Origin of the sequence: Streptomyces caatingaensis (assembly GCF_001187435.1) — a bacterium.
GTDB lineage: Bacteria > Actinomycetota > Actinomycetes > Streptomycetales > Streptomycetaceae > Streptomyces > Streptomyces caatingaensis.
In genome coordinates this window covers 474039-497514 of record NZ_LFXA01000017.1, presented here as the reverse complement: position 1 = coordinate 497514, position 23476 = coordinate 474039, and the positions used below count along the sequence as shown (strand labels likewise).

Here is a 23476-nt window from a genome sequence, read left to right as displayed (position 1 = left end):
GCCGCTGCGGGCCCGGACCAGTAGTCGGCGGACATACCGGCCGAGTTCCCGGGAACCGCGAACTTCTCCCTCGTACGCTGCGGACGTTCGGCGCACGCGACCCGAGGAGAGCCGATGCCCGGCCCGCAGCTCCAGGAGATGCCCACCGACTGGCGGCGCGCCCTCGCGGTCGTCGCCCACCCCGACGACCTGGAGTACGGTGCCTCGGCCGCCGTCGCCACCTGGCTCGACGGCGGCCGCGCGTGCGTGTACGTGCTGGCCACCCGCGGCGAGGCGGGCATCGGCACCCTGCCCCCGGCCGAGGCCGGGCCGCTGCGCGAGCGCGAGCAGCGGGAGAGCGCGGCGGCGGTCGGCGTGCGGACGGTGGAGTTCCTGGGGCACCGGGACGGCGTCGTCGCGTACGGCACCGCGCTGCGCCGCGACATCGCGGCCGCGGTCCGCCGCCACCGGCCGGAGCTGCTCCTGACCCTCAACCACCGCGACACCTGGGGCGGCACCGCCCTGAACACCCCCGACCACCGGGCCGTCGGCCGGGCCGCGCTCGACGCGGTGGCCGACGCGGGCAACCGCTGGATCTTCCCCGAGCTCGCCGAGGAGGGCCTGGAACCGTGGGACGGGGTGCGGTACGTGGCCGTCGCCGCCTCCCCGCGGCCCACGCACGCGGTGGACGCCCGCCCGGGCCTCGACCGCGCGGTGGCCTCCCTGCTGTGCCACCGCACGTACATCGAGGCCCTCACCGACGAGGAGCCGGAGCGCTACTGCCGCGGGTTCCTGGAGGGCGCCGTGGCGGCGGCCGCCGGGCGGTTCGGCGGCCGGCCGTGCGTCGCGTTCGAGCTGTTCACCCGGTGACCTTGCGGTAGGTGCGGGCGTCCTCGGCCGCCGCCAGTACGGCCGCGAGGTCGCCGCCGGCCGACGCCGTCACGACGGCGGCCACCGCGCCCTCGACGAACGGCGTGTCGGCGATCCGCACGGTCTCCCCGGTCAGCGTCCTGGCGGTGAGCACCGCGCTGCCCATGTCGCAGACGAGCACCACGCCCGCGCCCTCGTCCGCCTCCTCGACCGCCCGGCGCACCAGCTCGGGACTCGTGCCGACGCCGCCCTCCGGCAGGCCGCCGGCGGGCACGACCGGCGCCGGCCCGCCCGCCCCGTACAGCGCACGGGCCAGCGCGGCCGCGGCCTCGGCCAGTTCGCGGCTGTGCGAGACGAGGACGACGCCGACCCTGCCGGGCGCGCGCTCCTCCGCCGCCGGCTCCTCCCGGACGGGCGGTTCGGGCGCGACCGCGCACAGCGCCGGGTCGGTGGCCTCGTACAGGGCGGTGATCAGCAGGGCCGTCGAGGTGGCGCCCGGGTCCTGGTGCCCGATGCTGCGCTCGCCCAGGTAACTGGCCCTGCCCCGGCGCGCCTGGAGCGGAATGGTCGCCTCCGCGCCGGCGCGGGCGGCCTCGGCCGCGGCCTTCAACGCGGCGGCGGTGTCCTGCCGTTCGCCCAGGGTCGCGATGTACGCGTCGGTGGCCGGCTGGAGGGCGTCCACCATCGTCGCGTCGCCGGGCGCCGAGTCGCCCAGCCGCCGCACGCTCGCCACGGCCGCGGCGAGCGCCCGTCCCAGCGTCTCGGGCGCCACCTCGGCGTCCTCGCCCAGCATCTTGCCCATCCGCCGGAACACCGTCCCGTACAGCGGGCCCGAGGCCCCGCCCACGGTGTTGGTCAGGTGCACCCCGACGGTCGTGAGCAGGGCCCCGGGCGTGGCGGGCCCGGCGTCGGCGACGGCCTGCGCCGCCGAGCCGAAGCCGCGCTTGAGGTTGCTGCCGTGGTCGGCGTCCCCGATGGCGGCGTCGAGGTCCGTCAGGTACGCGGCGTGGGCGACGAGGACGGTGGTGGCGCGGTCGAGGAAGCGCCGGAAGAAGGACAGATCGAGGGGGATGCTGGTGATCGTCATGGGGCTCAGGGTAGGCGCGGGGAGGACGCGCGCCCCGCTGCCCCTCGGGCCGGGCGGCTGGACGCGTCGCCCGCCGCCCGGCCCCACCTCGCCGGCGCCTCCGCCGCGAGGCCGCGGTGGGAACGCCGTGGGGACGCCGCCGGGCCTACCGGAGGGCGTTCAGGGGGATCCGGGGGCCTCCTCGAAGTGACTCGGCCGTCCGCCCCGCCGCACCAGCCGCCCCCGCCCCTCCGCCTCGTCCCGCCGCACCAACCGGGCCCGGCCGTCGGCCGACTTCAGCACCACCGCGTGCCACGGCGTCGCCCACGCGTCCCCCGCCTCCAGCAGCCGGATGCCGAACTTGGGCGAGCCGACCGCCTGCGGATGGATCGACAGGCGCACCGAGCGCGGGAAGTGGTCGGCGATCAGGTCGCCCCAGGCGCGGCTGCGGGCGATCACGTCGTAGGCGCGGGCGCGGCACTCCCGTTGCAGGGCCGAGCGGGTGCCGGCGAAGCCGGCGGTGTCCTCGACGAGGAAGCGGGTGATGCCGCGGTAGAGGCGGGCGGTCTCCTCGTCGGAACGCACCTGGTGGCGCAGGGCGTCGCGGGAGGGCGCGTAGGCGGCGGTGACGAGGCGGCGCTTGGCGTCGTGGTCCAGGTCGCCGTGCACGGCCCGGAGGTCGAAGGTGTCGAGGTGGGACAGGCCCGCGTCGCGTATCAGGGTGCGCAGGCCGTCCGCGTACGCGTCGATGTGCGCGTCGGGGACGCCGATGACGTCGCCGAAGATGTGGCCGTCGGAGCAGATGACGAGGCGCGCCCCGGGGGCGTGCACCTCGGCGATCCGCGCGCAGAGCCCGTTGAGGAACTCCAGCGAGAGCCGTTCGCCCTCGTCGGGGAGGTGGCCGAGCACCTTGGCGGGGTTGGGGGACTTGCAGGGGAAGCCGGGGAGGGTGAGCAGCACGGGTTCGCCGGTGTCGGTGAACTCCCGTATCCGGGCGAGCTGTTCGGGGTGGTCGGCGGGGTCCGCGGAACCGGGTCCGCTGGTGCGGTGGTACGGCAGGAGCAGCCGCAGGACGTCGGCGGCGGCCGTCATCGGCCCTCCCCCGGCGAGGACGGCCGCGCGTACGGGCACCCGTCGTGGCGGACGGGGAGCGCGGACGTGCCGCGGCCGAGGACGGCCGGGATCCAGGGCAGGCCGGCGTCCGGCGCGGCGAGGCGCAGGCCGGGCAGCCGGGTGAGCAACGTCCCGAGGGCGATCCGGAGTTCGGCGCGGGCCAGGGCGGCGCCCGGGCAGTAGTGGACGCCGTGGCCGAAGGCGAGGTGGGAGCCGCGGTCCCGGTCGAGGTCGAGGGTGTCGGGGTCGGGGAAGCGCTCGGGGTCGCGGTTGGCGGCGCACAGCGAGACGATCACCGAGTCGCCGGCCGGGACGCGGGTGCCGTGGAGTTCGGCGTCCTCGGCGAGGAAGCGCCAGGTGGTGAGCTCGAAGGCGCTGTCGTAGCGCAGCAGTTCCTCGACGGCCGAGGGCATCAGCCGCGGCTCGGCGCGCAGCCGCTCCAGTGCCTCGGGGTGGCGGAAGAGGGCGACGAGGGCGGTGGTGATCTGGTTGGTGACGGGTTCCTGCCCGGCGACCAGGAGCTGGAAGATCATGGAGTCCAGTTCCGCGCGGGTCAGTTCGCCGGTGTCGTGGGCGGCGACCAGCCGGGCGAGCAGCCCGTCGCCGCCGCCGCGCCGGTCCGCGACGACCTCGGCGATGTACTCCTCCAGGCCGCGCAGCAGCGCCTCGTAGGCCGGGCGCCCGGGGTCGTCGGGCCCGACGGGGGCGACGACCTTGCCCCACTCGCGGCGGAAGCGCCCGGCGAGGTGCGGGGGAAGGCCGATGACCTCGGCGAGGGCCCGGAAGGGGAAGCGGGCGGCGAAGTGCTCGACGAGGTCGACCGGTTCGCCGCCGGCGGGCAGGGCGTCCACGAGCGCGTCCGCCAGCTCCTGGAGGCGCGGCCGCAGCGCCTCGACGCGGCGCGGGGCGAAGGCGTCGGTGATCAGCCGGCGCATCACGGTGTGCCGGGGGGCGTCCTGGTGCAGGAGGTGCACCTGGAGCCGGGAGTGCTGGGGTTCGGGCATGATCGAGGCCCGGGCGCGCCAGCGGTCGTTGCCCAGCGCGTGGTTCTTGCCCAGGCGCGGGTCGGCGAGGGTGCGCTGCGCGGCGGCGTACCCGGTCACCAGCCAGGCGGTGACCCCGCTGGGGAAGAGCACCCGGTGCACGGGGCCGGCCTCGCGCATCCGCGCGTAGAGCGGATAGGGGTCCCTCTTGTAGGCGGGGCCGCTGAGGGGTACGGGGTCGGGCAGGGACACGGCGATGATCTCCTCGGGAGTCGTGGACCCCCAGGAAGTCGTACGGTGGGGCGGGCGGGTTCCCGGCCGTCGCGTCCGGATTCCGGACGGTTCGCCGGCCCTCCCGCCTCCCCGGAGCGGATCCTCAGGTAGTCGGGCGGCGGCACCGCCCGGTTCCCGGCTCCGGAAGGGACAATCCTCACGCGCCGGGCGGGCGGCCCGCGGCCTCGGCGGGCGCCCACGGCGTGCCACGATGCGACGATGACCGCACGTCGATCCCTCGTCCCCCGTGCCGCGCTCTGCGGCTTCGTCCTGCTGCTGGCCGCCCTGTTCGGCGTCGCGTACGCCGTCGGGTCGGCGGCCGGCCCCGTCTCCCCCGGCATGCACCGCAGCGGCGGCGGCCCCGCGTCCGACGGGGGCTCCGGCGACGGCATGGGCGACATGCCCGGGATGGGCCACTGATGGGCGCGCCTCCCGCGGACACGTCCGCCGCGGCCGAGACCGAGCTCCTCGTCGGCGGCATGACCTGCGCCGCCTGCGTGGCGCGGGTCGAGAAGAAGCTCGGCCGGCTGGAGGGGGTGACCGCGAGCGTCAACCTCGCCACGGGACGGGCGCGGATCAGCCACCCGCCGGCCGTCTCCGCCGAGGAGTTGATGAAGGTGGTGGAGGGCGCCGGCTACACGGCGGCCCTGCCGGAGCCCGCCGGACCGGTGGACCCCTCGGACGCCGGGGACGGATCGCCGCTCACCCGGGTGCTGATCACCGCGCTGCTGTCGGTGCCGGTGCTGGTGCTGTCCATGGTCCCGGCCCTGCAGTTCCGCAACTGGCAGTGGCTGTGCTTCGCCCTCGCCACGCCCGTCGCGGCCTGGGGCGCCTGGCCGTTCCACTCCCGGGCGCTGCGCGGGCTGCGGCACGCGGCGGCGACGATGGACACCCTCGTCTCGCTCGGCGTCCTCGCCTCCTACTCCTGGTCGGTGTACGCCCTGTTCCTCGGCGGCGCCGGGAACCCGGACATGCGCATGCCGTTCAGCCTCTGGCCCTCGGCCATGCCCGGCACCGCCGACGTCTATCTCGAAGCGGTCGTGGCCGTCCCGCTGTTCGTCCTGACCGGCCGGCTGCTGGAGTCCCGGGCGCGGCGCGGGACGGGCTCGGCGCTGCGGGCGCTCGCGTCGCTCGCCGCCAAGGACGTCGTCGTGCGGGCCGCCGACGGCTCCGAGCGCCGGATCCCCATCGCCGGGCTGCGCGTCGGCGACCGCTTCGTCGTCCGGCCCGGCGAGCGCGTCGCCACCGACGGCACGGTGGTCTCGGGCAGTTCGGCGCTGGACCTGTCGCTCGTCACGGGCGAGAGCGCGCCCGTCGAGGCCGGGCCGGGCACGGCCGTCGTCGGCGGCGCGGTCAACTCCGGCGGCCTGCTGGAGGTACGGGCCGACGCGGTCGGCGCGGACACCCAACTGGCCCGCATCGCACGGCTCGTGGAGGACGCGCAGGCGGGCAAGGCCCGTGTGCAACGGGTCGCCGACGCCATCGCGGGCGTCTTCGTCCCCGCCGTCCTCTCCGTGGCCGTGACGGTCCTGGGCTTCTGGCTCGGCGCGGGCGCCGCCCCCCAGGCCGCGGTCACCTCGGCGGTCGCGGTCCTCGTCGTCGCCTGCCCGTGCGCCCTCGGCCTGGCGACGCCGACCGCCCTGCTGGCCGCGACGGGCCGCGGCGCGGGCCTCGGCATCCTCGTCCGCGGCCCCCGGGCCCTGGAGGGCCTGCGCCGCGTGGACACCGTCGTCCTCGACAAGACCGGCACGCTGACGACCGGTTCGATGACGGTCGCGGCCGTCACGGCCCGCCCCGGCGGCCTCGGCGCGGAGGCGGCCCTGCGCCTCGCGGCGGCCGCGGAGGCGGGCTCGGAGCACCCGGTGGGCCGGGCGGTCCACGCCCACGCCCCCCAACCGCTGCCGCGCGCCGAGGAGTTCACGGCCACGCCGGGGGTGGGCGTCCGGGCGCGGGTGGACGGCCGGGTGGTGGAGGTCGTACGGGCGGACGGGCCGACGGCGCGGGACCGCGCGACCGGGCCGGACGCCGGCGCCGTCCCCGCCCTGGCCGGGGCCGTCGAGGAGGCCGGGCGGCACGGGCGGACGGCCGTGCTCGTCCGGGTGGACGGGACGGCGGAGGCCGTGATCGCGCTCGGGGACACCGTGCGGTCCGGCAGTTACCGGGCCTGTGACCACCTCAAACGGCTCGGGCTGCGGCCCGTCCTGGCCACCGGCGACAGCGAGGCCGCCGCCCGGTCCGTCGCGGCGGAGCTGGGCATCGCGGAGGTGCACGCCCGGATGACCCCCGAGGGCAAGGCCGCGCTCGTCCGGGAGCTGCGGGCGAAGGGCCACCGGGTCGCGGTCATCGGCGACGGGGTCAACGACACCGCCGCGCTGGCCGGTGCCGACCTCGGCATCGCCATGGGCGGCGGCACCGACGCCGCCATCGGCGCCGCCGACGTGACGCTGGTGCGCGAGGACATGGGCGCCCTGGCCGACGCGGTGCGGCTGGCCCGCCGCACCGCGGTGACCGTCCGCGCCAACCTCGCCTGGGCCTTCGGCTACAACCTGGTCACCGTGCCGCTGGCCGCCGTGGGGCTGCTCAGCCCCATGGTCGCGGCGGCGGCGATGTCCGCCAGCTCCCTCCTCGTCGTCGGCAACAGCCTGCGCCTGCGCGGCTGGCAGCCGGCCCCCGCCCGCCGGCCGGGCCGCCCGGCGGCCGGCCCGCGTCCCGGGACGACCGCTCCCCGGACCACCGCTCCCGGAAAGGCAGCCCGATGAAGGACACCCTGCTGCGGACCGCGAAGGCGGCGCTCGTCCCCGTGGCCGCCTGCGCCGTGACCCTCGGCGGGCTCGGCGCCTGGACCGCCTCAGGCGCCGCGGGGCGCCCGGCCGAGGTGTCGGTGGAGGACGCGCGCGTCCTCGTCCCGTTCGGCACCGACGACACGGCCGCGTTCGTACGGATCCGCAACGACGGCGACGGGGACGACGAACTGCTGTCCGTCGAGGCCCCGTCGGCGGGCCGCGCCATGCTCAGCAGGACGGTGGTGAGGGCGGGCGCCGGCACGATGCGGATGCTCCCGTCGGTGCCGGTGCCCGCCCACGGCACGGTGGAGATGTCGCCGCACGGGACCGACATCATGATCTCCGCCCCGCCGAGGCTGCGGGCGGGCGAGCGCCTCCCGCTCGTCCTGCGGTTCCGCGAGAGCGGCACCGTGCGGACGGAGGCGGTGGCCGTCCCGGCGGGCAGCGCGGCGTCGTCCGCGACGTAGCGCCGGGCGTGCGGAGGGGCCGCGAGGGATCGTTCCCCCGCGGCCCCTCCGCCGTGCGCGGGCTCAGCCGGCGAGGGCCGGTTCCCGCACCCGCGCCGCCGCCTCCCGCTCGGCCGTCTCCAGCTGGCCGATCAGCGCCTCGCGGGCCCGCGCCACGCGCGACCGCACCGTCCCGACCGGGCAGCCCGCCACCAGCGCGGCCTCCGCGTAGGGCAGGCCCAGCATCTGGGTGAGCACGAACGCCTCGCGGCGCTCGCAGGGCAGCCGGTCCAGCAGCTGCGACAGGGCGACGCCCTCGTCGAAGCCGGGCAGTTCGGCGCGCTGGGTGCGCTCGGCGGCCGACTGCCAGTCGTCCGTGTCCGACAGCCGCGGCCGGGCCGCGAGGAACCGCAGCCGGTCCACGACCGTGCGACGGGCGATGGACAGCAGCCACGTCCGGGCGGAGGAGCGCCCCTCGAAGCGGGGCAGGGAGCGCAGGGCCCGCAGGTACGTCTCCTGGAGGAGGTCGTCGGCGCCCTGCGGATCGCCGCTCAGCCGGGCCACGTACCGGCGGACGTCGCTCTGGGTGGCGCGGATGAAGCGCTCGACGGCGTCGGCGTCGCCGCCGCGCGCGGCCAGCGCCCAGGCGGTCACGGTCTCGTCGTCACGCACGACGGCCTCCCGCGCGGAAACCCCCGGCACGGGGGCCGGTGCACCCGGGCGCACCGGCGCCGGGGACGATGGCGGGGTGCATTGCCGTGACGTACGAAGCGCCGTGTCCGCCCGCATCGACGGCGAGGAGCCGCCGCCGGGCGTCCCCCCGGCGGCGGTCGAGGCGCACCTGCGGGGCTGCGCCGAGTGCGGCCGGTGGGGCGAACGCGCCCGCCGGCTGAAGGCGCTGGCCGCGGGGCTCGACCTCGGCTGAGGGGGACGAGTCCGGGGACGGGGACGGGGGGACGTGCCGTCGCGGCACGGGAGAAGTGCGGGCAGGGGTCATCGCCCGGTGTCCTTCCTGGAATCCGGGAGCGCGGCCGCACACGGCGGCGGGGCCCCCGGTGAACGTCGTGAGCCTTTCCGGTCGCCGTCGGCGCCGGGGCACGCCGGGCCGCCGGTCCGCTGCTGCGGACCGGTCGCGGCGCGGCGGGCGCGGCGTCAGACGGCGTACGCGGCCGGCGGCCCCCGGGTGACCAGGACGTACGCGTAGAGCAGCTGCCGCAGGCGGTGCGCGGCGCGGGACAGGCCGGCGCGGACGCGCGGCGGCCCGGCGGCGGGCCGCGGCCCGTCGAGCAGGACGAGGAGGGGGGCGACGAGCCGGGCGCACGCGGCCCGGCCGATGCGGAAGACTGCCTGTTCGCCGCCGGAGAGCCAGATGCCCAGGACGAGTGCGGCCAGCAGGTGGGCGGACCACATGCCGACGGCGCCGTGGCTGCCGTGCATGCCCATCATGTCCATCGGCATGCCGTCCGGCGCGGGCATGCCGGGCATCCCGGGCATACCCGCCGCGCCCGCCGTGCCGCCGGTCATGTCCGCGTGGCCGGCCGTCGCGTGCGCCCCGCAGAGCATCCCGGCGAGCGGCGCGACCGGCGCCGGGCCCCCGGAGGAGGCGGCGGCACCCGCGAGGGACACGTTCTGCGCCACGGTGAAGAAGAAGTGCAGCCCCGTCTGGGCGCCGACGGTGGCGAGCGTCACCAGCAGCGGACCGCGTTCGCGGCCCGCGAGGAACCACGCGCAGCCACCCGTGCCGAGCAGCGCGGCGGCCACCGCCCACCAGGGGACGTGCGTCCCGGACATGAGCGCGTGCCCCAGGGCCGCGAGCAGCACGCAGACGGCCGCGAACACGGCGGCTCGCATCGTCCGCGGTACCTGCCCCGCCTGCTGTCCTGCACTCATGACGTGCACATCGTTGCACCCGCCCCGCAGGACGCGACGGCGGGGTGCGGGTCATCCCCCGTACGGCCCCGTCCGCGCCACGGGCCCCGCCCGCGCGCGGCTCCGCTCTGCGCCGTCCGCCCGGCGGCACCTCACCACCTTCCAGGTCCCCGCCAAGGCGGTGGGCACGGTGCGCCGGGCCTGGACTGCTCCTGACCTCGGCTCGCCCCGTATCCCCGACCAAGAACGGCGACGGCGGCGACGCCGACCCCATGGCGCCGGCCATGATCAATGATGCGATCGGCCGGGTGCAAGGCTTCGGCGACCAGCAGGCCGAGACCGGTGGCGCGCGGGTGGGCTGCGAGGTGGTCGTGGTGGGCGGCCGTGATGCCGTGTGTGCGACTGGGCCGTGCGCCCTCTCTCATCGGTCGGGACAGGGAAGTGCGGGCCGCGGCGGCGGCGCTTGCCGGAGCAGTTCCGCCGGTCGGCATTTCCAGTGCGGCGCCGGGTGGGGACGGGAGAACCGTCGATCCGTTCCGCTTCCCGCCCCGCCCGGCGATGCCATCTGAACCACACCTCGCGGCAGCACAGCCCGGCGCGACAGCCGAGCGGCGGGCACAGCAGGATGGCCGCTCCCCAATCCAACAACGCCCCTGCGGCCGGCCGATCACCCCATGCCGCGGCCGGTGCGTGCCGGCCGGCCGGTTCCGCTGCCGACGGGGGCCTCCGTTGACGGTGAGCTACCACCCGGCCGGCCGTGACACCGCTCTCTACGCGGCGGTGCAGGACGTGAAGGACGGGCATTGGATGCAAATGCGGTAGGTGCTGGCCCAGACGGGGACTTGGCAGGAGTGGACCGCTCGCACGCAGGTACTGGGCGTGGCGGCTGCCCGGTGCAACGTGGTCGAGTTGTGGTTGCGAGAAGAGCCGCAGAGTGTCGCCGCTCGGGTGATGTATGCCAGGGTGACCACCGAGCGGGCACTGGATGCCCATCGCAGCAGAGCCTCCGCGGAAGATCCACGGAGGATGCGGCAACTGGACGAGCTGGCGGACAGGGCCCGGCAGGCATGCCGCGTGGCGGGCGAGCTGAACCCCGGGGATCCGGTGGCCCCGATCTGTTTGCTGGCCCTGGCCGAAACGGATACGGCCGGACGCTTTCCGGAGCATCGAGTGGCTCCGCCCCCGCCGGATTTCCTGCTTCCCCACGGACCGTGGGGACTGCTGGAAGCCGCGCACCGGCGGGATGCGTACAGCCGCGAGGCGTGGCAGCGCATGCTCCGGGTGCTCCAGGTCGGTCCGGGGTCGGAGTATCTCAGCCGGCGGGCGGTCGCGATGGATTTCGCCCGCTGGTCGGCCTCCAAGGCGCCGATCGGCTCGCCGCTGCTTCTCCTGCCCCTCTACGCGCACGTGGAGGAGTACCGGGCCCGGCGGAGCAGAGGTGACTCCATGCTGAGCCTGTGGTGGGTCAATGAATCCATCACGCCGGCCATCTCCAAGGCTTTCGAGGACTGGTTCGGCCGCTGCGACCCGGCGGCCGCCTCCCCGACCGACCTGGGCCGCTGGAGCCGGCCGATCGGCTGGGTGGCCGTGCTCTGGGCGGCCGGGGCCTCGGTGCTGTTCCTGCTGCCGCAGTCCAGCCCGGTCACCGCCGAGAGCTTCAACTACGCCCCCGTCGCCCTGCTGGTGGCCCTGGCCATGGCCGCCCTGTGGTGGCGCACCGGACGCCGCTCCTACCGAGTTCCCCGCTCCGGCACGGCGAACGCCCACGCCCGGACCGAAAGACTGATCCGGCGACCCGGCTCCGGTCGGACCCGGCCTGCGACCCACGAAAGCCGCGACCGCCCTCGATCTGAGACCACCCGAACCGATACGGTTCGGGCACGGCACGGCAAAGAGCCCAAGCTCGTGATGCCTGGTTCAGGCGGTGAACTCGATCCGGAAGGGTCGCCGTCCACGAGGCGCTGGTGCTCGCGCGGGATCCTGGCCCCACCAGCCGAGCTGTTGGCGCGCTGGGTTATGCGGAACCGCAGGCAGGTCTCCGTGCCCGGGGCCGGGTCGACTTGACTTTCCGGGTCAGCTCGCCGACCAGGGCACGCGTCCACAGCGGCCGCCTGCCGGTGCGAGCTACACCGGCCCCTCACTTCGAGTAAGACGGCCAAGTGAATCCGCAGGGGCTCATGTTCGCGTGGCGGTCCCGCATTCCCTGTCGCCGCCCTCCTTCATCCGTGTGTCCATCGGCTTGCTCCGGTCGTACGGGTCGACCTGTCGGCCGCTTCCCCGTCCTGCGGCGTGCTCGGATCTGAAGGTGGGGATGAAGTAGCCGGTGGTGTTGTCACAGCCGCCGTTGGTCGTGTCCGACTTGTAGGAGACGAGGGAGAACGTTCCTGGCTCGGTGACCACCTTCTCCGGATTGTCCCAGCTCATCACGGTCTCGCGGCGCACGATGGTCCGCGCGACGTCGTCGCTGCCCGCCGTGGCGCGGACGACCGGATACACATAGGTGACATCGGCCGTCACCTCGAGCGCACCGCGCCGGCCCTCCCGGTAGGTGATCCGGCCCCGGGTCTTGACGACATTTCCGACCAGCCGCGCCTTCGCCGGGGCGAAACGGCTGAACAGCCGCAACGGCTCACTGTCCCGGCCGGGCGCACGGAACGCGGCCGCCAGGTAGTCCTGGACATCACGTTGGTGCGGATTGATCAACGCGATCGCCTTCTCGGGCCGCTCCCCACGCAGCACACCGGGATCCAGATTGGACGCGCTGAGGAAGTCCTGTGTCCGGGCGAGCGCCTGGGCCACCTGGCCCTGGCTCATCCAGCCGGTCGCCCGCGCCGCGGGCAGGTTCACCCCCTTCATCCCGTTGGCCCACTGCGCTGCGGGGGATCCTCTGAACGGCTCTGCCAGGGTGGGAAGTTGGCCGGACCCCTGCGCGGGCGGCCCACTGGGGCGGTCCGACTCGGCGGCGAGCGGCATACTGTCGTCGCTTCCGCCGCCGAACCAGCCCACCACCCGCTCCGGGGCCACCGCCGCGACCAGCAGTCCGAGCACGACCAGCACCCCGACCACACCCCACAGTGTGCGCCTGCGCCGCCGGGCCGGCGGGTATGTCCGCCACCCCTGGGGCCGGCCGCCCTCCCCGCGCAGCCGCTCCGTCACCATCCTGGCCCGCGCCGACGGCTCCTTCGGCGCCCCGCGAGTCCCCGCCTCCGCCTCCCGCAGGAAGCGCTCCCACTCCTCGTCCGGTATGGACGCTCCACTCTTGCCCACGATCTCTTCCTCGCTTCCCTCCCCGTCCCCTTCTCAGGGACGGTCATCACACCCCCACACGGGCGGGACCACCCCATCATGTTCTTGGATTCCGAAGCGCGGCGGGAAGGTGAGGGAGAGCGGCGACACGACAGGGGTTTCCATTACTCGGGCGAAGCGGAGAGCGTGGGGAGTCGGCAACTGCGGCGATCCGGGAAGCGTCACAGGAGAAAGCGTCGGCGTGCCTCCTCCTTATCCGCTCACAGGCGATCGGCATGCGTGGGTTCGTCGGCCTGCAGACGCTCTGCCGCGGCTGCGCCGCGACCGCCGACCGGCCCGCGAACCAGTGGGGCCCGCCGGGGGCATGTTTGCTGCCCTTATGAACCCTCCAGTGGGTTGCCGGTGTTGTGGAGGAGTCGCAGTCCATAGCCCGCTGTAGTCGGACACTGCGCGGGCCACGGGGTCCCATCCGGGAACTTCGTCCGCAGCTTCGCTTCGCCGGAGATCGGCAGCGTCCCACCATGGGTGCGGTGGTTCGGGCCGGTGTCGACCGTACCGGCCGGAGTCGCTCGGCCGGGTGCCCACCGCGCCCATGCTCGAACCCCTGCCGGCCGCGGGCGTCTTGCTCAAGGCCAGGTGTTTCCGTGGCCTGGGAGAGCCGGGCCAGGAGAGCTGATGTGGACCCCAGCCGGCCCGCCGCCCACAGCGTCGTTGCGTTGCTGAACGGCCGAACCGTGGGGTTGGCCGCCGGCCTTCCCGGGGATGGCGGCGCATGCGAACTGAGGTCGGTGCGGGCCGGCCGCTGGAGGACCGGGCGCCGCCGGTCGCGGCGGTACCGGCGCCCAGCCCGACAGCGTGCTCGGGCCGGGCGCCGGGACCGCCACCCAGCCCTGACTGCGACTTAGGTCTGTCCCGCACTGAAATCCTCAGTGCGGTCGGACACTCCCGCACCGCCGGGCCCGCGGCCCCGGCGCGGGGTGTCCACCAAGGTCCGCGGGACGGTGCACAGCGGTCAGAACAGCGCACTACGCAGACATATCGTCGCCATCTGACCTACGTCGAGAAGCCGTTGACCAAAAGTCAGTGTCACCGTTCCAGGCCGGTCGGGTTCTGCGTTGGTCAGGGTGGCACAGGCCTGGCCGGCCAAGTGACCGCGCCCACGCCAACTGGGACACCGCCTTGAGACGAGCCGCATTTCCTTCCTCGTCTCGAAGGTGGTTACCCCTCAAATCCTCGCTGTGATGCGAAACGCATGATTCATGGCCGGACATCACGCCTGCGGTATGGACCAAGCCCGCTAGGCTGCCGCGGGCACGTCGCACCACCACAGCACGGATCATTGCAACCGAACGGGAGAACAGTGATCAGCAACAGGTGGAAGGACAAAGTGGCCAGCGCTGTAGCAGTGCTCGCGTTGGCGTCGGGCACGGTCGTGGCCACCAGCAGCAGCGCATCGGCGGGAACCGCGTACGAGTGGGACCTGTGCAACTCGGGCAACGGGTCGTGCTTCGGCATCTTCTACAGCAGCGTCCCGGGCAGCCTTGTCATCGACTCTGCGTGTTTCCTGGCGAACCGCAGTGTCCCTGACCACTGGGGGCGGTATGAGAACGGCGGCACGATCCAGGTCCGCTACCAGTTCCGTAACCAGGGCTACAACGGTGGCCCGTTGATCGTCTTCGACCGCGTCAGTGGGGGTGTGGCATTCGCCAAGTGCCTTCCCAACGGGGCAGGGGCGGGCGATCCGTTGAAGAACAACGCCGCGTCCGCGGTGAACCAGGACACGGTGCCCCACACGATCTACTACAACAGCGGCTACGGCGGCCAACGGCAGACGATCAACTCGGGCCGTGGCTACAACATCATCGCTGAGCTGAAGAACAACAACGCTTCGAGCCTGAGAGGCTGACGGATGAAGCTCTCACGTACACGCCTGGCCATAGGTGCCGGCACCGCAGTCGTCCTTGCCGGAGCCGGGGCGTTCGCCGCGGCCTCTGCCTCGGGCAACGATGCCGCGAAGTCGGCGTCCGGTCAGGACAAGCAGCAGATCCTCAAGGTGCAGCGTGCCGCCCAGTCGCAGGTCAAGGCTTTCGCCGCCCGCAGCGTTGAAGGTGCCGCGCCGCAGTCTCCACAGTCCGGCCCGTTGAAGGGCAAGGAGCTGCCGATCGAGAAGTACCTGGTCGGCTCGGTCGATGGCGCGAAGGCACGGCAGGCCGAAGAGTTGCTGATCATCAAGTGCATGGCTGACTACGGCGTGGCCTACACGCCGGAGCAGAACCCCGTGGACTCGGCGCCGGCGAAGACCAGTGCGAACGATGCGAACATTGAGCGGCGCTACGGCATCGTCGATGTGGAGGAGGCCAAGCGCGGCGGCGTTGAACGGTTCGCGGAGTCGGAAAAGCGGCTTGAGCTTTCGGATGAGCAGATGCTGCTGCTGAGGACGACCGGCACGGATGGCAAGCCGTTCACCGGGGAGTTGCGGGGCAAGCCGACTCCGAAGGGCGGATGCCGGACGCAGGCGATGAATGAGCTCGGTGGTGATCTGCGAGCGGAGGCCGCCGACAATATCGCCGGCAAGACGTTCGTGGCCTCACAGAAGGACCCGTCCGTCGTCGCTCTGAAGGCCGAGCGTGACGCGTGTCTCAAGGGCAAGGGCGTGCCCGCGGAGCAGCCTGGCGTTCAGAGGTCGAAGGACCAGGCCGTGACAGAGGCTCAGTGCGCCGGCACCGTGGGGCTGGCGCAGAAGTGGTTTGCGATCGAGACCTCGATGCAGAACAAGCTGATTGGGGAGCAGTGCAAGGTACTTGACGAGGAGAAGGCCCGTAACCAGGCGATCGTGAAGAAGGCCGAGACCGTCTTGGCCCAGGCCCGACAGGCCGGCTGATCATCCTCACCAGTGGCAGAGATTCGGGGGTTGAGCACTTCCTGCTCAGCCCCCGTCCTGGTTCGGAAGGGAGTATGACGGTGGCCGATGAGATGGTGCGCCGGGCACAGAACTTCATCAACACGACCTATCACGGCAAGCTCGGCATCGATCCTCTGAAGGAAGACGGAGAGACGTCGTGGGCCGTGATGTTCGCGCTCACGCGGGCTCTTCAGTACGAGCTGGGCATCACGACGCTCTCTGACACGTTCGGCCCGACGACCTTGTCGGCGCTGGAGACAAAGTACCCCAGAATCAACGCGAGTACCCCGTTGATCCCCGACTTTGTCGGCATCATTCAGTCCGCGCTGTACTGCAAAGGCTACGACGGCGGCGGCCTCGACACCATGTGGAGCGGCCGTGTCACCGCATCCATCGAAAAGATGGCCGTGGATATGGGCGTCGGGGGAGCCTTCCCTGACTCGTCAAGCCTCTATCCGAAGATGTTCAAAAGCCTGCTCACCATGGACCCTTACGTTCTGGTGAACAACGGAAGCGCCGAAATCCGCACCGTTCAGCAGTACCTCAACGGCACATACGTCAACCGCAAGGATTTCTACATCATCCCGTGCGACGGTCACCACTCCCGCAACGTCGCCAAAGCCATGATCCTCGCTGTGCAGTATGAGGCCGGCATGGCGGACGGCGTAGCCAACGGGGTGTTCGGACCCGGCACCCAGACCGCCCTACGGCAGCATGCCGTCGGCGAAGGAGACTCAGGACGCTGGGTGGCTCTCTTCTCCTCCGCCATGGTCCTCAACCAGCGTCCCGCCGTCCTCCAACACTACTTTGGTGCCAGCCTCACGCCCGAGGTCCGCAACTTCCAGGCATTCACCAAACTCCCCGTGACCGGTAAGGGCGACTTCTCCACCTGGGCCAGTCTCCTTGTGTCCTACGGCGATCAGTCCCGTAAGGGCGAAGCCTGCGACGGCGTCACCAAGATCACCCCGGCACGTGCTGCCGCCCTGAAGGCAGCGGGCATCACCTACGTCGGCCGCTACCTCACCAACCCCAGCACAACTTCGCTGCCGGAGAAGGCCATTCAGCCCGGAGAACTCCAGACCATCGCCGACGCCGGCCTGCGCTGCTTCCCTATCTACCAGACCTACGGCCGCGACGCATCGGGCTTCAACTACCACCAGGGGCGCGCGGCCGGCCAGGCCGCGGTCAACGCGGCCGTCGATCACGGCTTCAAAGCCGGAACCCGGATCTTCTTCGCCGTGGACTTCGACGCCTACGACTACGAGGTAACCGACAGCGTCCTGCCGCACTTCAAAGGAATTCAGGACGCCATATCCGCCGACGGCAACCAGTTCCAGATAGGCGTGTACGGGCCGCGCAACGTCTGCATCCGCGTCTCGGAAGCAGGCCACGCCACCGCCAGCTTCGTCTCCGACATGTCCTCGGGCTTCTCCGGCAACTACGGCTACCCGCTGCCACCGAACTGGGCCTACGACCAGATCGTCACCCGCACCATCGGCTCAGGCGACGGAAAAATCGAGATCGACAACAACATCGCCTCCGGACGCGACACCGGACAGAACTCGTTCAACAGGCCCAGAAAACTTCTCCCGGACGTGCGGTTCGACGGACGGTTCCTGAACGCACTTCACGACGACATCGGCACATACATGCAGTCGATCGGATTTCCGAACGACGGCGGCAACAAGATCTTCACTCACACACAATGCTTCGAAACCATCCTCGCCCAAGACGACCTCGTGACAGCCCTGTCCAACCGGTACAGCATGCGCAAGGCCCTCATCCAGACATCTGCCTACTGGGAGATGCGCCATTACGACATTGTCGATCAAGCCGTGGACGCGGCCGTGGTCTACTACCACACTGGTGTCGGCGGGGGCATGACACCAAAACGCGACTCCTCAACAGGGATCGCCCAGATCAGTGGAGATGTAGGCATACGAGCGTGGAACCACTGCATCAGCAAGGGGTACGTATCCGGCACAACCCTCAACCCGGAGAAGGACCCAGACATCTGGACCATGTGGCAAAAGGTCAACAAGGACAACGCTTTTAGCATTCAGACCGTTGCACTGATTCACCTCTGGGATGCGGAAAGCAAGCCAAACGGCAACAATCCACCCGGAGGTGAGACCGTTCTGCGTCCCATGCGCCTGGACTACACAGAATGGGAAATCTTCCAGGTCCTGCGTCGATACCAAGGCTGGGGCAAAGAGGCGGAAGAGCACGCATCAAAGCGCATGGGCCTGTACCAGGTGTTCGAGAAATATAACGGCATAGTTCGCAACTTGGCCCTGTGATGGGGAAGTACAGCGCGCTGGAAACGTCGGAGAGGACATCCTCGTGATCGTGATGCTGGCCATCCTGGCGTGCCTGATCGCCCTGTTCCCGCTCCTCGGGCGCGGGATCATCCTCCTCGGCCGGAAGGACAAAGGCCCGGCCGGCATTGCCAAAGGTATGGCGCTTCTCCTCGGTGCGGCTCTCCTCGGCGTATACGCCTGGGGGCTCATCAACGTCCTGGGCGTGAAAATGGATTCCGCCGACGGAGGAACAGACTCGACTCCCCCACGTCCGTGCCGGCCGGGACATCGTCACGAAGTCGAGAACGTCACCGGATACAGCATCACCTACCTTCCGCTGCGCGTCGAGTGCCAGAGGGAAGAGGGACCCAGCTACTCGATAGCGGTGCCTGAGTACGTGAACCCGGCACTGCTGGGTCTCTCCGTCCTCACCCTGGGGTCAGCAACTGCTTCTCTTTATCTGCCTCGTACGCGCCCGGAAGAACGCTACGTGCCGCTATAGCGGACCTCGGCCCAGTTCTCCGGACACTCTCCAGAAAGGTGACGCACATGAGGAACGTGTCACGACGCGCGATACTCGGGCGCACGTTGGGCGTCGCATCCGGCATCCTGCTCTCACACACGCTGCTCACCACGCAGGCCAACGCCAAGCCGAAGCCACCCGCCCCAAACCTGAGCGAAGAGGCCAAGCGGGCCCTCGCACACCAAAGACGGGTCCAGTCGGGACAACGATCGGCAAACGGCTGGGAGATGGAGAACCTGGCGGACGACCACGGCAGCATCTACACCCGCCCCGTGCCTGGCACAGCCGTACACGGTATTCAGGTGCGTATGGGCGAGATTGAATGGCTGCTCGTGCATGTCATCCGCAGGTACAACTACGAAGTGGACGAACTTCGCGACGGCGACGTGACGGGCTGGCGTGCACCAGCAGCAGTCCGCAAGCACCTGGCCGAGTCGAACCTGGCGTCAGGGACAGCAGTGCAGATCCGGTCCGGTTCCTACCCGAGCGGCATGAGCGGTGGGCTCTTCCCCCTGCAACGGGCCGCAGTGCACCGTATCGTCAAGGATCTGAACGGGGTGGTGAGGTGGGGTGGAGACGATCACCACGCCGACGAGTCCCTCTTCTACATCGCCCTCCCTCCGGGCGACGGGCAACTGAAGAAGGAGGCCGGCAAGGTGTTTGACGAACACTACGAGCCGAGCAGGGGCGCCGGCGTGCCCTCCGGGGGCGCTTGACCACCGCCGAGTTCGTGGCTTGTGGAGTCCGCGACCGAGCCGTCGTACGAGGAGCCGAAGCTCCTCCTGGCGGCGAAGGACGCCGCGATCGCCCAAATGACCGACCTGGTCGAGCAGTTGGGCTCCCGCTGCGAGCGGTTGGCGGCGCGGGTGGAGGAGTTGGAGCGGCAGCGGGACCGGGACTCCTCGAACTCCTCCAGGCCGCCGTCGCCGGATGCGCCGTTCGCCAAGCCCGCGCCGAAGCGGTCCTCGCGGACGTCCTCCGGCAGGAGGCCGGGAAGCAGAACGGCGCGCCCGCCCCGCCGCCGCGCCCGCACGTGACCGGGCACCGGGTGGTGGCGAAGGCCTGTGCCGGCTGCGGCGCCACCACCGTCGGGGACGTCCCCGCGTGGGCGAGGGGCCGGGTCCAGTACGGCCCGGCATCGCGGCGCGGGCCGCGTGGCCGGTGTGCACGCACCATGTCGTCGCCATCTTCCCCGGCCCGCAACGCCGTATGTCCGTGCAGCCCAACAAGCGATCCGGTACCTCTGGAGGCCCCGCTGGAGGAGGCTGGGTCATCAACGCTGTACAAGCCGGACGACAGATGCCGGACGACACATGCCGGACGGCACGCGCAGGAAGGCATGGCACGGTCGCGAGGGCTGCGACACGGACCAGTCCTTCACGGCTCGTTCGCTTCGGTGCACCTCGCTGTGAGTGCCCCCCCCGGCGACGGTGGCGGCCTGATGGGGGACGCCGTCGAGAGGATTCGCCGGTACTACGCGCACCGGATCTCCGAGAGGAGCGGTGCCGGCCTACGGACAGTGAACCAGGGGCTGTCAACGCCCGCGTGAAACAGGCGCGGTGCACAACACCCGACATATGGCCACACGATCGCCAATAGTTGATTTTGTCCGAGCGACACCGGAACGACGAGAAGGGCGCAATGGACGCGCGGCTACGACGCCCATGTGCCCGGGCTGTGCCCGATGGGCGTCGCAGCACCCACCCTGACCCGCAAGGTGGTAACCCGCTCTGCGCCGTCCGCCCGGCGGCGCAGAGCGGCGGGCCTCCGGCTCGGGGGGAAGACCGGGAGCCCGGTCCCGTCGCGCCAATGGGACTCGCGGGGCTCAGTCTTCCGGGGCGGCGGGGCGGGGGGAAGCGTGTGCGGGGCGCGGGCGCGGGCGCGCGGACCACACCCCGTGTGAAGGGAGGCATTCCGCTTCGCGGGCGGGGGGGGCGGCGGGGGCGGGTGGCACTCGGTGCCAATCTGATCGATCATCGATCATTACTCACCAGTAACCGTTGACCGGGGCAATCAGCCGCACCTAGCGTCGTAGATACGGAAGTTTCGTTCCATGTGACGGAACGCAGGCACGGCCCGGCCATCCGCACCGGGCGACGCGAAAGGGGATAACGGTGTCCCAACTCGACCAGCTGCCCGACCCGGACCCGGCGGAGACCGCCGAATGGCTGGAGTCCCTGGACTCCGCCGCCCGGGTGGGCGGCCCGCACCGCGCCGCCCACCTGCTGCGGCGGATGGCCGACCACGCCGGGCGCCTCGGGGCGGACCTCCCCCGGCTCCTGGAGACCCCGTACGTCAACACGATCCCCACCTCCGAGGAACCCGCCTACCCGGGCGACGAGGAGCTCGACCGCCGCATCACCGCCTGGAACCGCTGGAACGCGGCCGTCATGGTCACCCGCGGCAACCAGCGCGGCGGCCTCGGCGGCCACATCGCCACCTACGCCTCCGCCGCCTGGCTCTACGAGACGGGCTTCCAGCACTTCTTCCGCGGCAAGGAAGCCGACGGCAGCGGCGACCAGCTCTACCTCCAGGGCCACGCCTCCCCCGGCGTCTACGCCCGCGCCTTCCTGGAGGGCCGGATCGACGAGGCGCGGCTGGACCGCTTCCGGCAGGAGGCGGGCGGCGACGGCCTGCCGTCCTATCCGCACCCGCGCCGGCTGCCCTGGCTGTGGGAGTTCCCCACCGTCTCCATGGGCCTCGGCCCGCTCTCCGCGATCTACCAGGCGCGCTTCAACCGCTACCTGGAGCACCGCGGCATCAAGGACACCTCGCGCTCCCGTGTGTGGGCCTTCCTCGGCGACGGCGAGATGGACGAGCCCGAGTCGACCGCCGCCCTCGCGCTCGCCGCCCGCGAGAAGCTGGACAACCTCACCTTCGTCATCAACTGCAACCTCCAGCGCCTCGACGGTCCCGTCCGCCCCAACTTCAAGATCGTGCAGGAGCTGGAGGCCCGGTTCCGCGCCGCGGGCTGGAACGTCGTGAAGTCCCTGTGGGGCTCCGCCTGGGACGCGGTCCTCGCCCGCGACACCGACGGCGCGCTGGTGCGCCGCCTGGGCGAGGTGCCCGACGCGCAGTTCCAGACGTACGCCACGCGCGACGCCGCGTACGTCCGCGACCACTTCTTCGGCACCGACCCCGCCCTGCGCGCCCTCGGCGCCGGGCTCGGCGACGCCGAACTGCCGGAGCTCTTCCGCACCTCGCGCGCCGGCCATGAGCCCCGCAAGGTGTACGCGGCCTACCGGGCGGCCGTCGAGCACCGGGGTGCGCCGACCGTCGTCCTGGTGCAGACCGTCAAGGGGCACACCCTCGGCCCCGGCTTCGAGTCCCGCAACGCCAACCACCAGATGAAGAAGCTCACCGGCAAGGAGTTCCGCGCGCTGCGCGACCTGCTGGAGCTGCCCATCCCCGACCGGGCGCTGGACGACGGCCTCGTCCCGTACGCGCACCCCGGCGAGGACTCCCCCGAGGTGCGCTACCTGCGCGAGCGCCGCGCGGCCCTCGGCGGCCCCGCGCCCGCCCGCAGGGTCGTCCCCAAGCCGCTCCCGCTGCCGCCGGAGAAGCCCTTCGCGGCGCTCCACAAGGGCTCCGGCAGCCAGGAGATCGCCACCACCATGGCCTTCGTCCGGCTGGTCAAGGACCTGCTCAAGGACGAGGGGACCGGGCGGCGCTGGGTCCCGGTCGTCCCCGACGAGGCCCGCACCTTCGGCATGGAGTCCCTCTTCCCCAGCGCCGGCCTCTACTCCCCGCCGGGCAGACCTACGATCCGGTCGACCGCGACCAGCTCCTCTACTACAAGGAGGCGAAGGACGGCCAGATCCTCAACGAGGGGATCACCGAGGCGGGTTCACTGGCCTCGTTCACGGCGGCGGCGACCTCGTACGCCACGCACGGCGAGCCGATGATCCCGTTCTACATCTTCTATTCGATGTTCGGCTGGCAGCGCACGGCAGACCAGTTCTGGGCGCTCGCCGACCAGTTGGGGCGCGGATTCGTCATCGGCGCGACCGCCGGCCGTACGACCATGACCGGCGAGGGCCTCCAGCACGCCGACGGCCACTCGCATCTGATCGCCTCCACCAACCCGGCGGCGATCAGCTACGACCCGGCCTTCGCGTACGAGGTCGCGGTGATCGTCCGCGAGGGCCTGCGGCGGATGTACGGCCCGGAGGCCGAGGACGTCTTCTACTACCTGACCGTCTACAACGAGCCCAAGGTCCAGCCCGCCATGCCGCCCGGCGTCGAGGAGGGCGTCCTCAAGGGCCTCTACCGCTACCGCGAGGCCGCCGGCGGACTGCCGCCCGGCGCGCCGCGCCTGCAACTCCTCTCCTCCGGCACGGCCGTTCACTGGGCCCTGGACGCCCAGCGGCTGCTCGCCGAGGACTGGGGCGTGGCCGCCGACGTCTGGTCCGCCCCGTCCTGGACCGAGCTGCGCCGCGACGCGCTGGCCTGCGACGCGGCGCGGCTGCGCGGCGAGGACCGCGTCCCGTACGTGACGCGCGCCCTGCACGGCGCGCCCGGTCCCGTCGTGGCGGTCAGCGACTGGATGCGGGCGGTGCCCGATCAGATCGCGCCCTGGGTCGAACAGGACTGGACGTCCCTGGGCACGGACGGCTTCGGCCTCTCCGACTCCCGCGAGGCCGTCCGCCGCCACTTCGGCGTCGACGCCGAGTCGGTGACGGTGGCCGCGCTGGCGGCGCTGGCCCGCCGGGGCGAGGTGAAGCGGGAGACGGTCCGCGAGGCGGCGGCCCGTTACGCCCTGGACCGCTGAGCCGCCTTGGCGCGGGCCGTCCCGCGCCGGCGGGGGATCCACGCCGCGCTGTCCTTGTCCCCGACGTACCGGCCGAGGGCGCCCTTGATCACCGAGAGGGCGGCGGGCAGCGCGGCGATGGCGGCGGCCTTGAGGGCCGAGACGCTCGTCAGGTCGAAGCCGTCGGCCAGCAACAGGCCGATGAACGTGGTCAGATAGGCGGCGACGGTCCGCTCGGCGATGTCGACGAGCACTTTCTTGTTCATGGGTTCCCCCGCTTCGTGCATTCGGCGTGTACTCATGTGTACACCACATTGATGGGGTCTACGGCAAGGTTTCCCGGGGTAGCGTCCAGCCGTCGCCGCCCGCGACG

19 protein-coding genes and 2 pseudogenes are annotated in these 23476 nt (G+C 72.1%); 12 read left to right on the top strand and 9 right to left on the bottom strand.

The features are described from left to right. The first annotated feature begins 114 nt into the window (after positions 1-114). The gene (locus AC230_RS24620; protein WP_049718501.1) at positions 115-849 is read left to right on the top strand and encodes a PIG-L deacetylase family protein; all 735 of its coding nucleotides are present in this window, start codon (positions 115-117) and stop codon (positions 847-849) included. Here the strand turns inward: AC230_RS24620 and AC230_RS34065 are convergent. The 4 genes and pseudogenes from AC230_RS34065 to AC230_RS24605 form a co-directional block, all read right to left on the bottom strand. Next, positions 839-1288, bottom strand: coding sequence for a PTS-dependent dihydroxyacetone kinase phosphotransferase subunit DhaM (locus AC230_RS34065; protein ID WP_277816933.1), 450 nt, complete (start codon positions 1286-1288; stop codon positions 839-841). The two genes, AC230_RS24620 and AC230_RS34065, sit on opposite strands and share 11 nt — an antisense overlap. Positions 1289-1294: 6 nt before the next feature. After that, positions 1295-1936 (bottom strand): annotated as a pseudogene (dhaL, locus tag AC230_RS34060) (dihydroxyacetone kinase subunit DhaL); the annotation flags it as partial. A 159-nt stretch (positions 1937-2095) separates the two neighbouring features. Next, the gene (locus AC230_RS24610) at positions 2096-3007 is read right to left on the bottom strand and encodes an L-tyrosine/L-tryptophan isonitrile synthase family protein (protein WP_049718885.1); all 912 of its coding nucleotides are present in this window, start codon (positions 3005-3007) and stop codon (positions 2096-2098) included. Then, positions 3004-4269: a cytochrome P450 family protein gene (locus tag AC230_RS24605; protein ID WP_422125640.1), complete on the bottom strand. Its 1266-nt coding sequence runs from the start codon at positions 4267-4269 to the stop codon at positions 3004-3006. Before AC230_RS24605 ends, AC230_RS24610 begins: the two co-directional genes overlap by 4 nt. A gap of 234 nt (positions 4270-4503) precedes the next feature. On the opposite strand from AC230_RS24605, the gene AC230_RS24600 reads away from it, so the two are divergent. From AC230_RS24600 to AC230_RS24590, 3 genes are read left to right on the top strand one after another with little or no spacing between them, the layout of a single operon-like run. Beyond that, a complete protein-coding gene (locus AC230_RS24600; RefSeq protein ID WP_049718500.1) occupies positions 4504-4704 on the top strand; it encodes a hypothetical protein in 201 nt (66 codons plus the stop codon). Beyond that, complete coding sequence (locus AC230_RS24595; RefSeq protein ID WP_049718499.1) at positions 4704-7043, top strand: heavy metal translocating P-type ATPase; 2340 nt, start codon at positions 4704-4706, stop codon at positions 7041-7043. The genes AC230_RS24600 and AC230_RS24595 overlap by 1 nt, the downstream gene beginning before the upstream one ends. After that, complete coding sequence (locus AC230_RS24590) at positions 7040-7534, top strand: copper chaperone PCu(A)C (RefSeq protein ID WP_049718498.1); 495 nt, start codon at positions 7040-7042, stop codon at positions 7532-7534. Before AC230_RS24595 ends, AC230_RS24590 begins: the two co-directional genes overlap by 4 nt. A 63-nt stretch (positions 7535-7597) precedes the next feature. Here AC230_RS24590 and AC230_RS24585 read toward each other — a convergent pair whose 3' ends face one another. Then, on the bottom strand, positions 7598-8185 hold the full coding sequence (locus AC230_RS24585; protein WP_107082230.1) for a sigma-70 family RNA polymerase sigma factor: 588 nt from the start codon (positions 8183-8185) through the stop codon (positions 7598-7600). Positions 8186-8288: 103 nt separating this feature from the next. Between AC230_RS24585 and AC230_RS31475 the strand changes: the two genes are divergently transcribed. After that, a complete protein-coding gene (locus AC230_RS31475; protein ID WP_241833358.1) occupies positions 8289-8438 on the top strand; it encodes a zf-HC2 domain-containing protein in 150 nt (49 codons plus the stop codon). 227 nt (positions 8439-8665) lie between these two features. Here the strand turns inward: AC230_RS31475 and AC230_RS24580 are convergent, their stop codons facing one another. Further along, positions 8666-9403, bottom strand: coding sequence for a hypothetical protein (locus tag AC230_RS24580; RefSeq protein ID WP_107082229.1), 738 nt, complete (start codon positions 9401-9403; stop codon positions 8666-8668). A gap of 801 nt (positions 9404-10204) precedes the next feature. On the opposite strand from AC230_RS24580, the gene AC230_RS34755 reads away from it, so the two are divergent. Next, a complete protein-coding gene (locus AC230_RS34755) occupies positions 10205-11446 on the top strand; it encodes a hypothetical protein (protein WP_053161369.1) in 1242 nt (413 codons plus the stop codon). A 111-nt stretch (positions 11447-11557) separates the two neighbouring features. On the opposite strand, the gene AC230_RS24570 is transcribed toward AC230_RS34755, so the two are convergent. Then, positions 11558-12649, bottom strand: coding sequence for a hypothetical protein (locus AC230_RS24570; protein WP_049718495.1), 1092 nt, complete (start codon positions 12647-12649; stop codon positions 11558-11560). A 1339-nt stretch (positions 12650-13988) separates the two neighbouring features. Here AC230_RS24570 and AC230_RS24565 point away from each other — a divergent pair. From AC230_RS24565 to AC230_RS24545, 5 genes are all read left to right on the top strand, one after another. After that, positions 13989-14534: a hypothetical protein gene (locus tag AC230_RS24565; RefSeq protein ID WP_157868654.1), complete on the top strand. Its 546-nt coding sequence runs from the start codon at positions 13989-13991 to the stop codon at positions 14532-14534. Positions 14535-14537: 3 nt separating this feature from the next. Next, positions 14538-15509 (top strand): hypothetical protein, encoded by a 972-nt coding sequence (locus AC230_RS24560; protein WP_049718493.1) that lies wholly within the window; start codon positions 14538-14540, stop codon positions 15507-15509. An 80-nt stretch (positions 15510-15589) separates the two neighbouring features. Next, complete coding sequence (locus AC230_RS24555) at positions 15590-17830, top strand: glycoside hydrolase domain-containing protein (protein ID WP_049718883.1); 2241 nt, start codon at positions 15590-15592, stop codon at positions 17828-17830. Positions 17831-17873: 43 nt separating this feature from the next. Then, the gene (locus tag AC230_RS24550; protein WP_049718492.1) at positions 17874-18332 is read left to right on the top strand and encodes a hypothetical protein; all 459 of its coding nucleotides are present in this window, start codon (positions 17874-17876) and stop codon (positions 18330-18332) included. A gap of 47 nt (positions 18333-18379) precedes the next feature. Continuing rightward, on the top strand, positions 18380-19069 hold the full coding sequence (locus tag AC230_RS24545) for a hypothetical protein (RefSeq protein WP_049718491.1): 690 nt from the start codon (positions 18380-18382) through the stop codon (positions 19067-19069). Here AC230_RS24545 and AC230_RS24540 read toward each other — a convergent pair. Then, positions 19024-19398 (bottom strand): hypothetical protein, encoded by a 375-nt coding sequence (locus tag AC230_RS24540; protein WP_157868653.1) that lies wholly within the window; start codon positions 19396-19398, stop codon positions 19024-19026. The genes AC230_RS24545 and AC230_RS24540 overlap by 46 nt on opposite strands. A 1069-nt stretch (positions 19399-20467) precedes the next feature. Between AC230_RS24540 and aceE the strand changes: the two are divergent. Next, positions 20468-23124, top strand: a pseudogene (aceE, locus tag AC230_RS24535) (pyruvate dehydrogenase (acetyl-transferring), homodimeric type). Here aceE and AC230_RS24530 read toward each other — a convergent pair. Further along, positions 23106-23369 (bottom strand): holin, encoded by a 264-nt coding sequence (locus tag AC230_RS24530; protein ID WP_049718882.1) that lies wholly within the window; start codon positions 23367-23369, stop codon positions 23106-23108. The pseudogene aceE and the gene AC230_RS24530 overlap by 19 nt on opposite strands. Between the last annotated feature and the right edge of the window lie 107 nt (positions 23370-23476).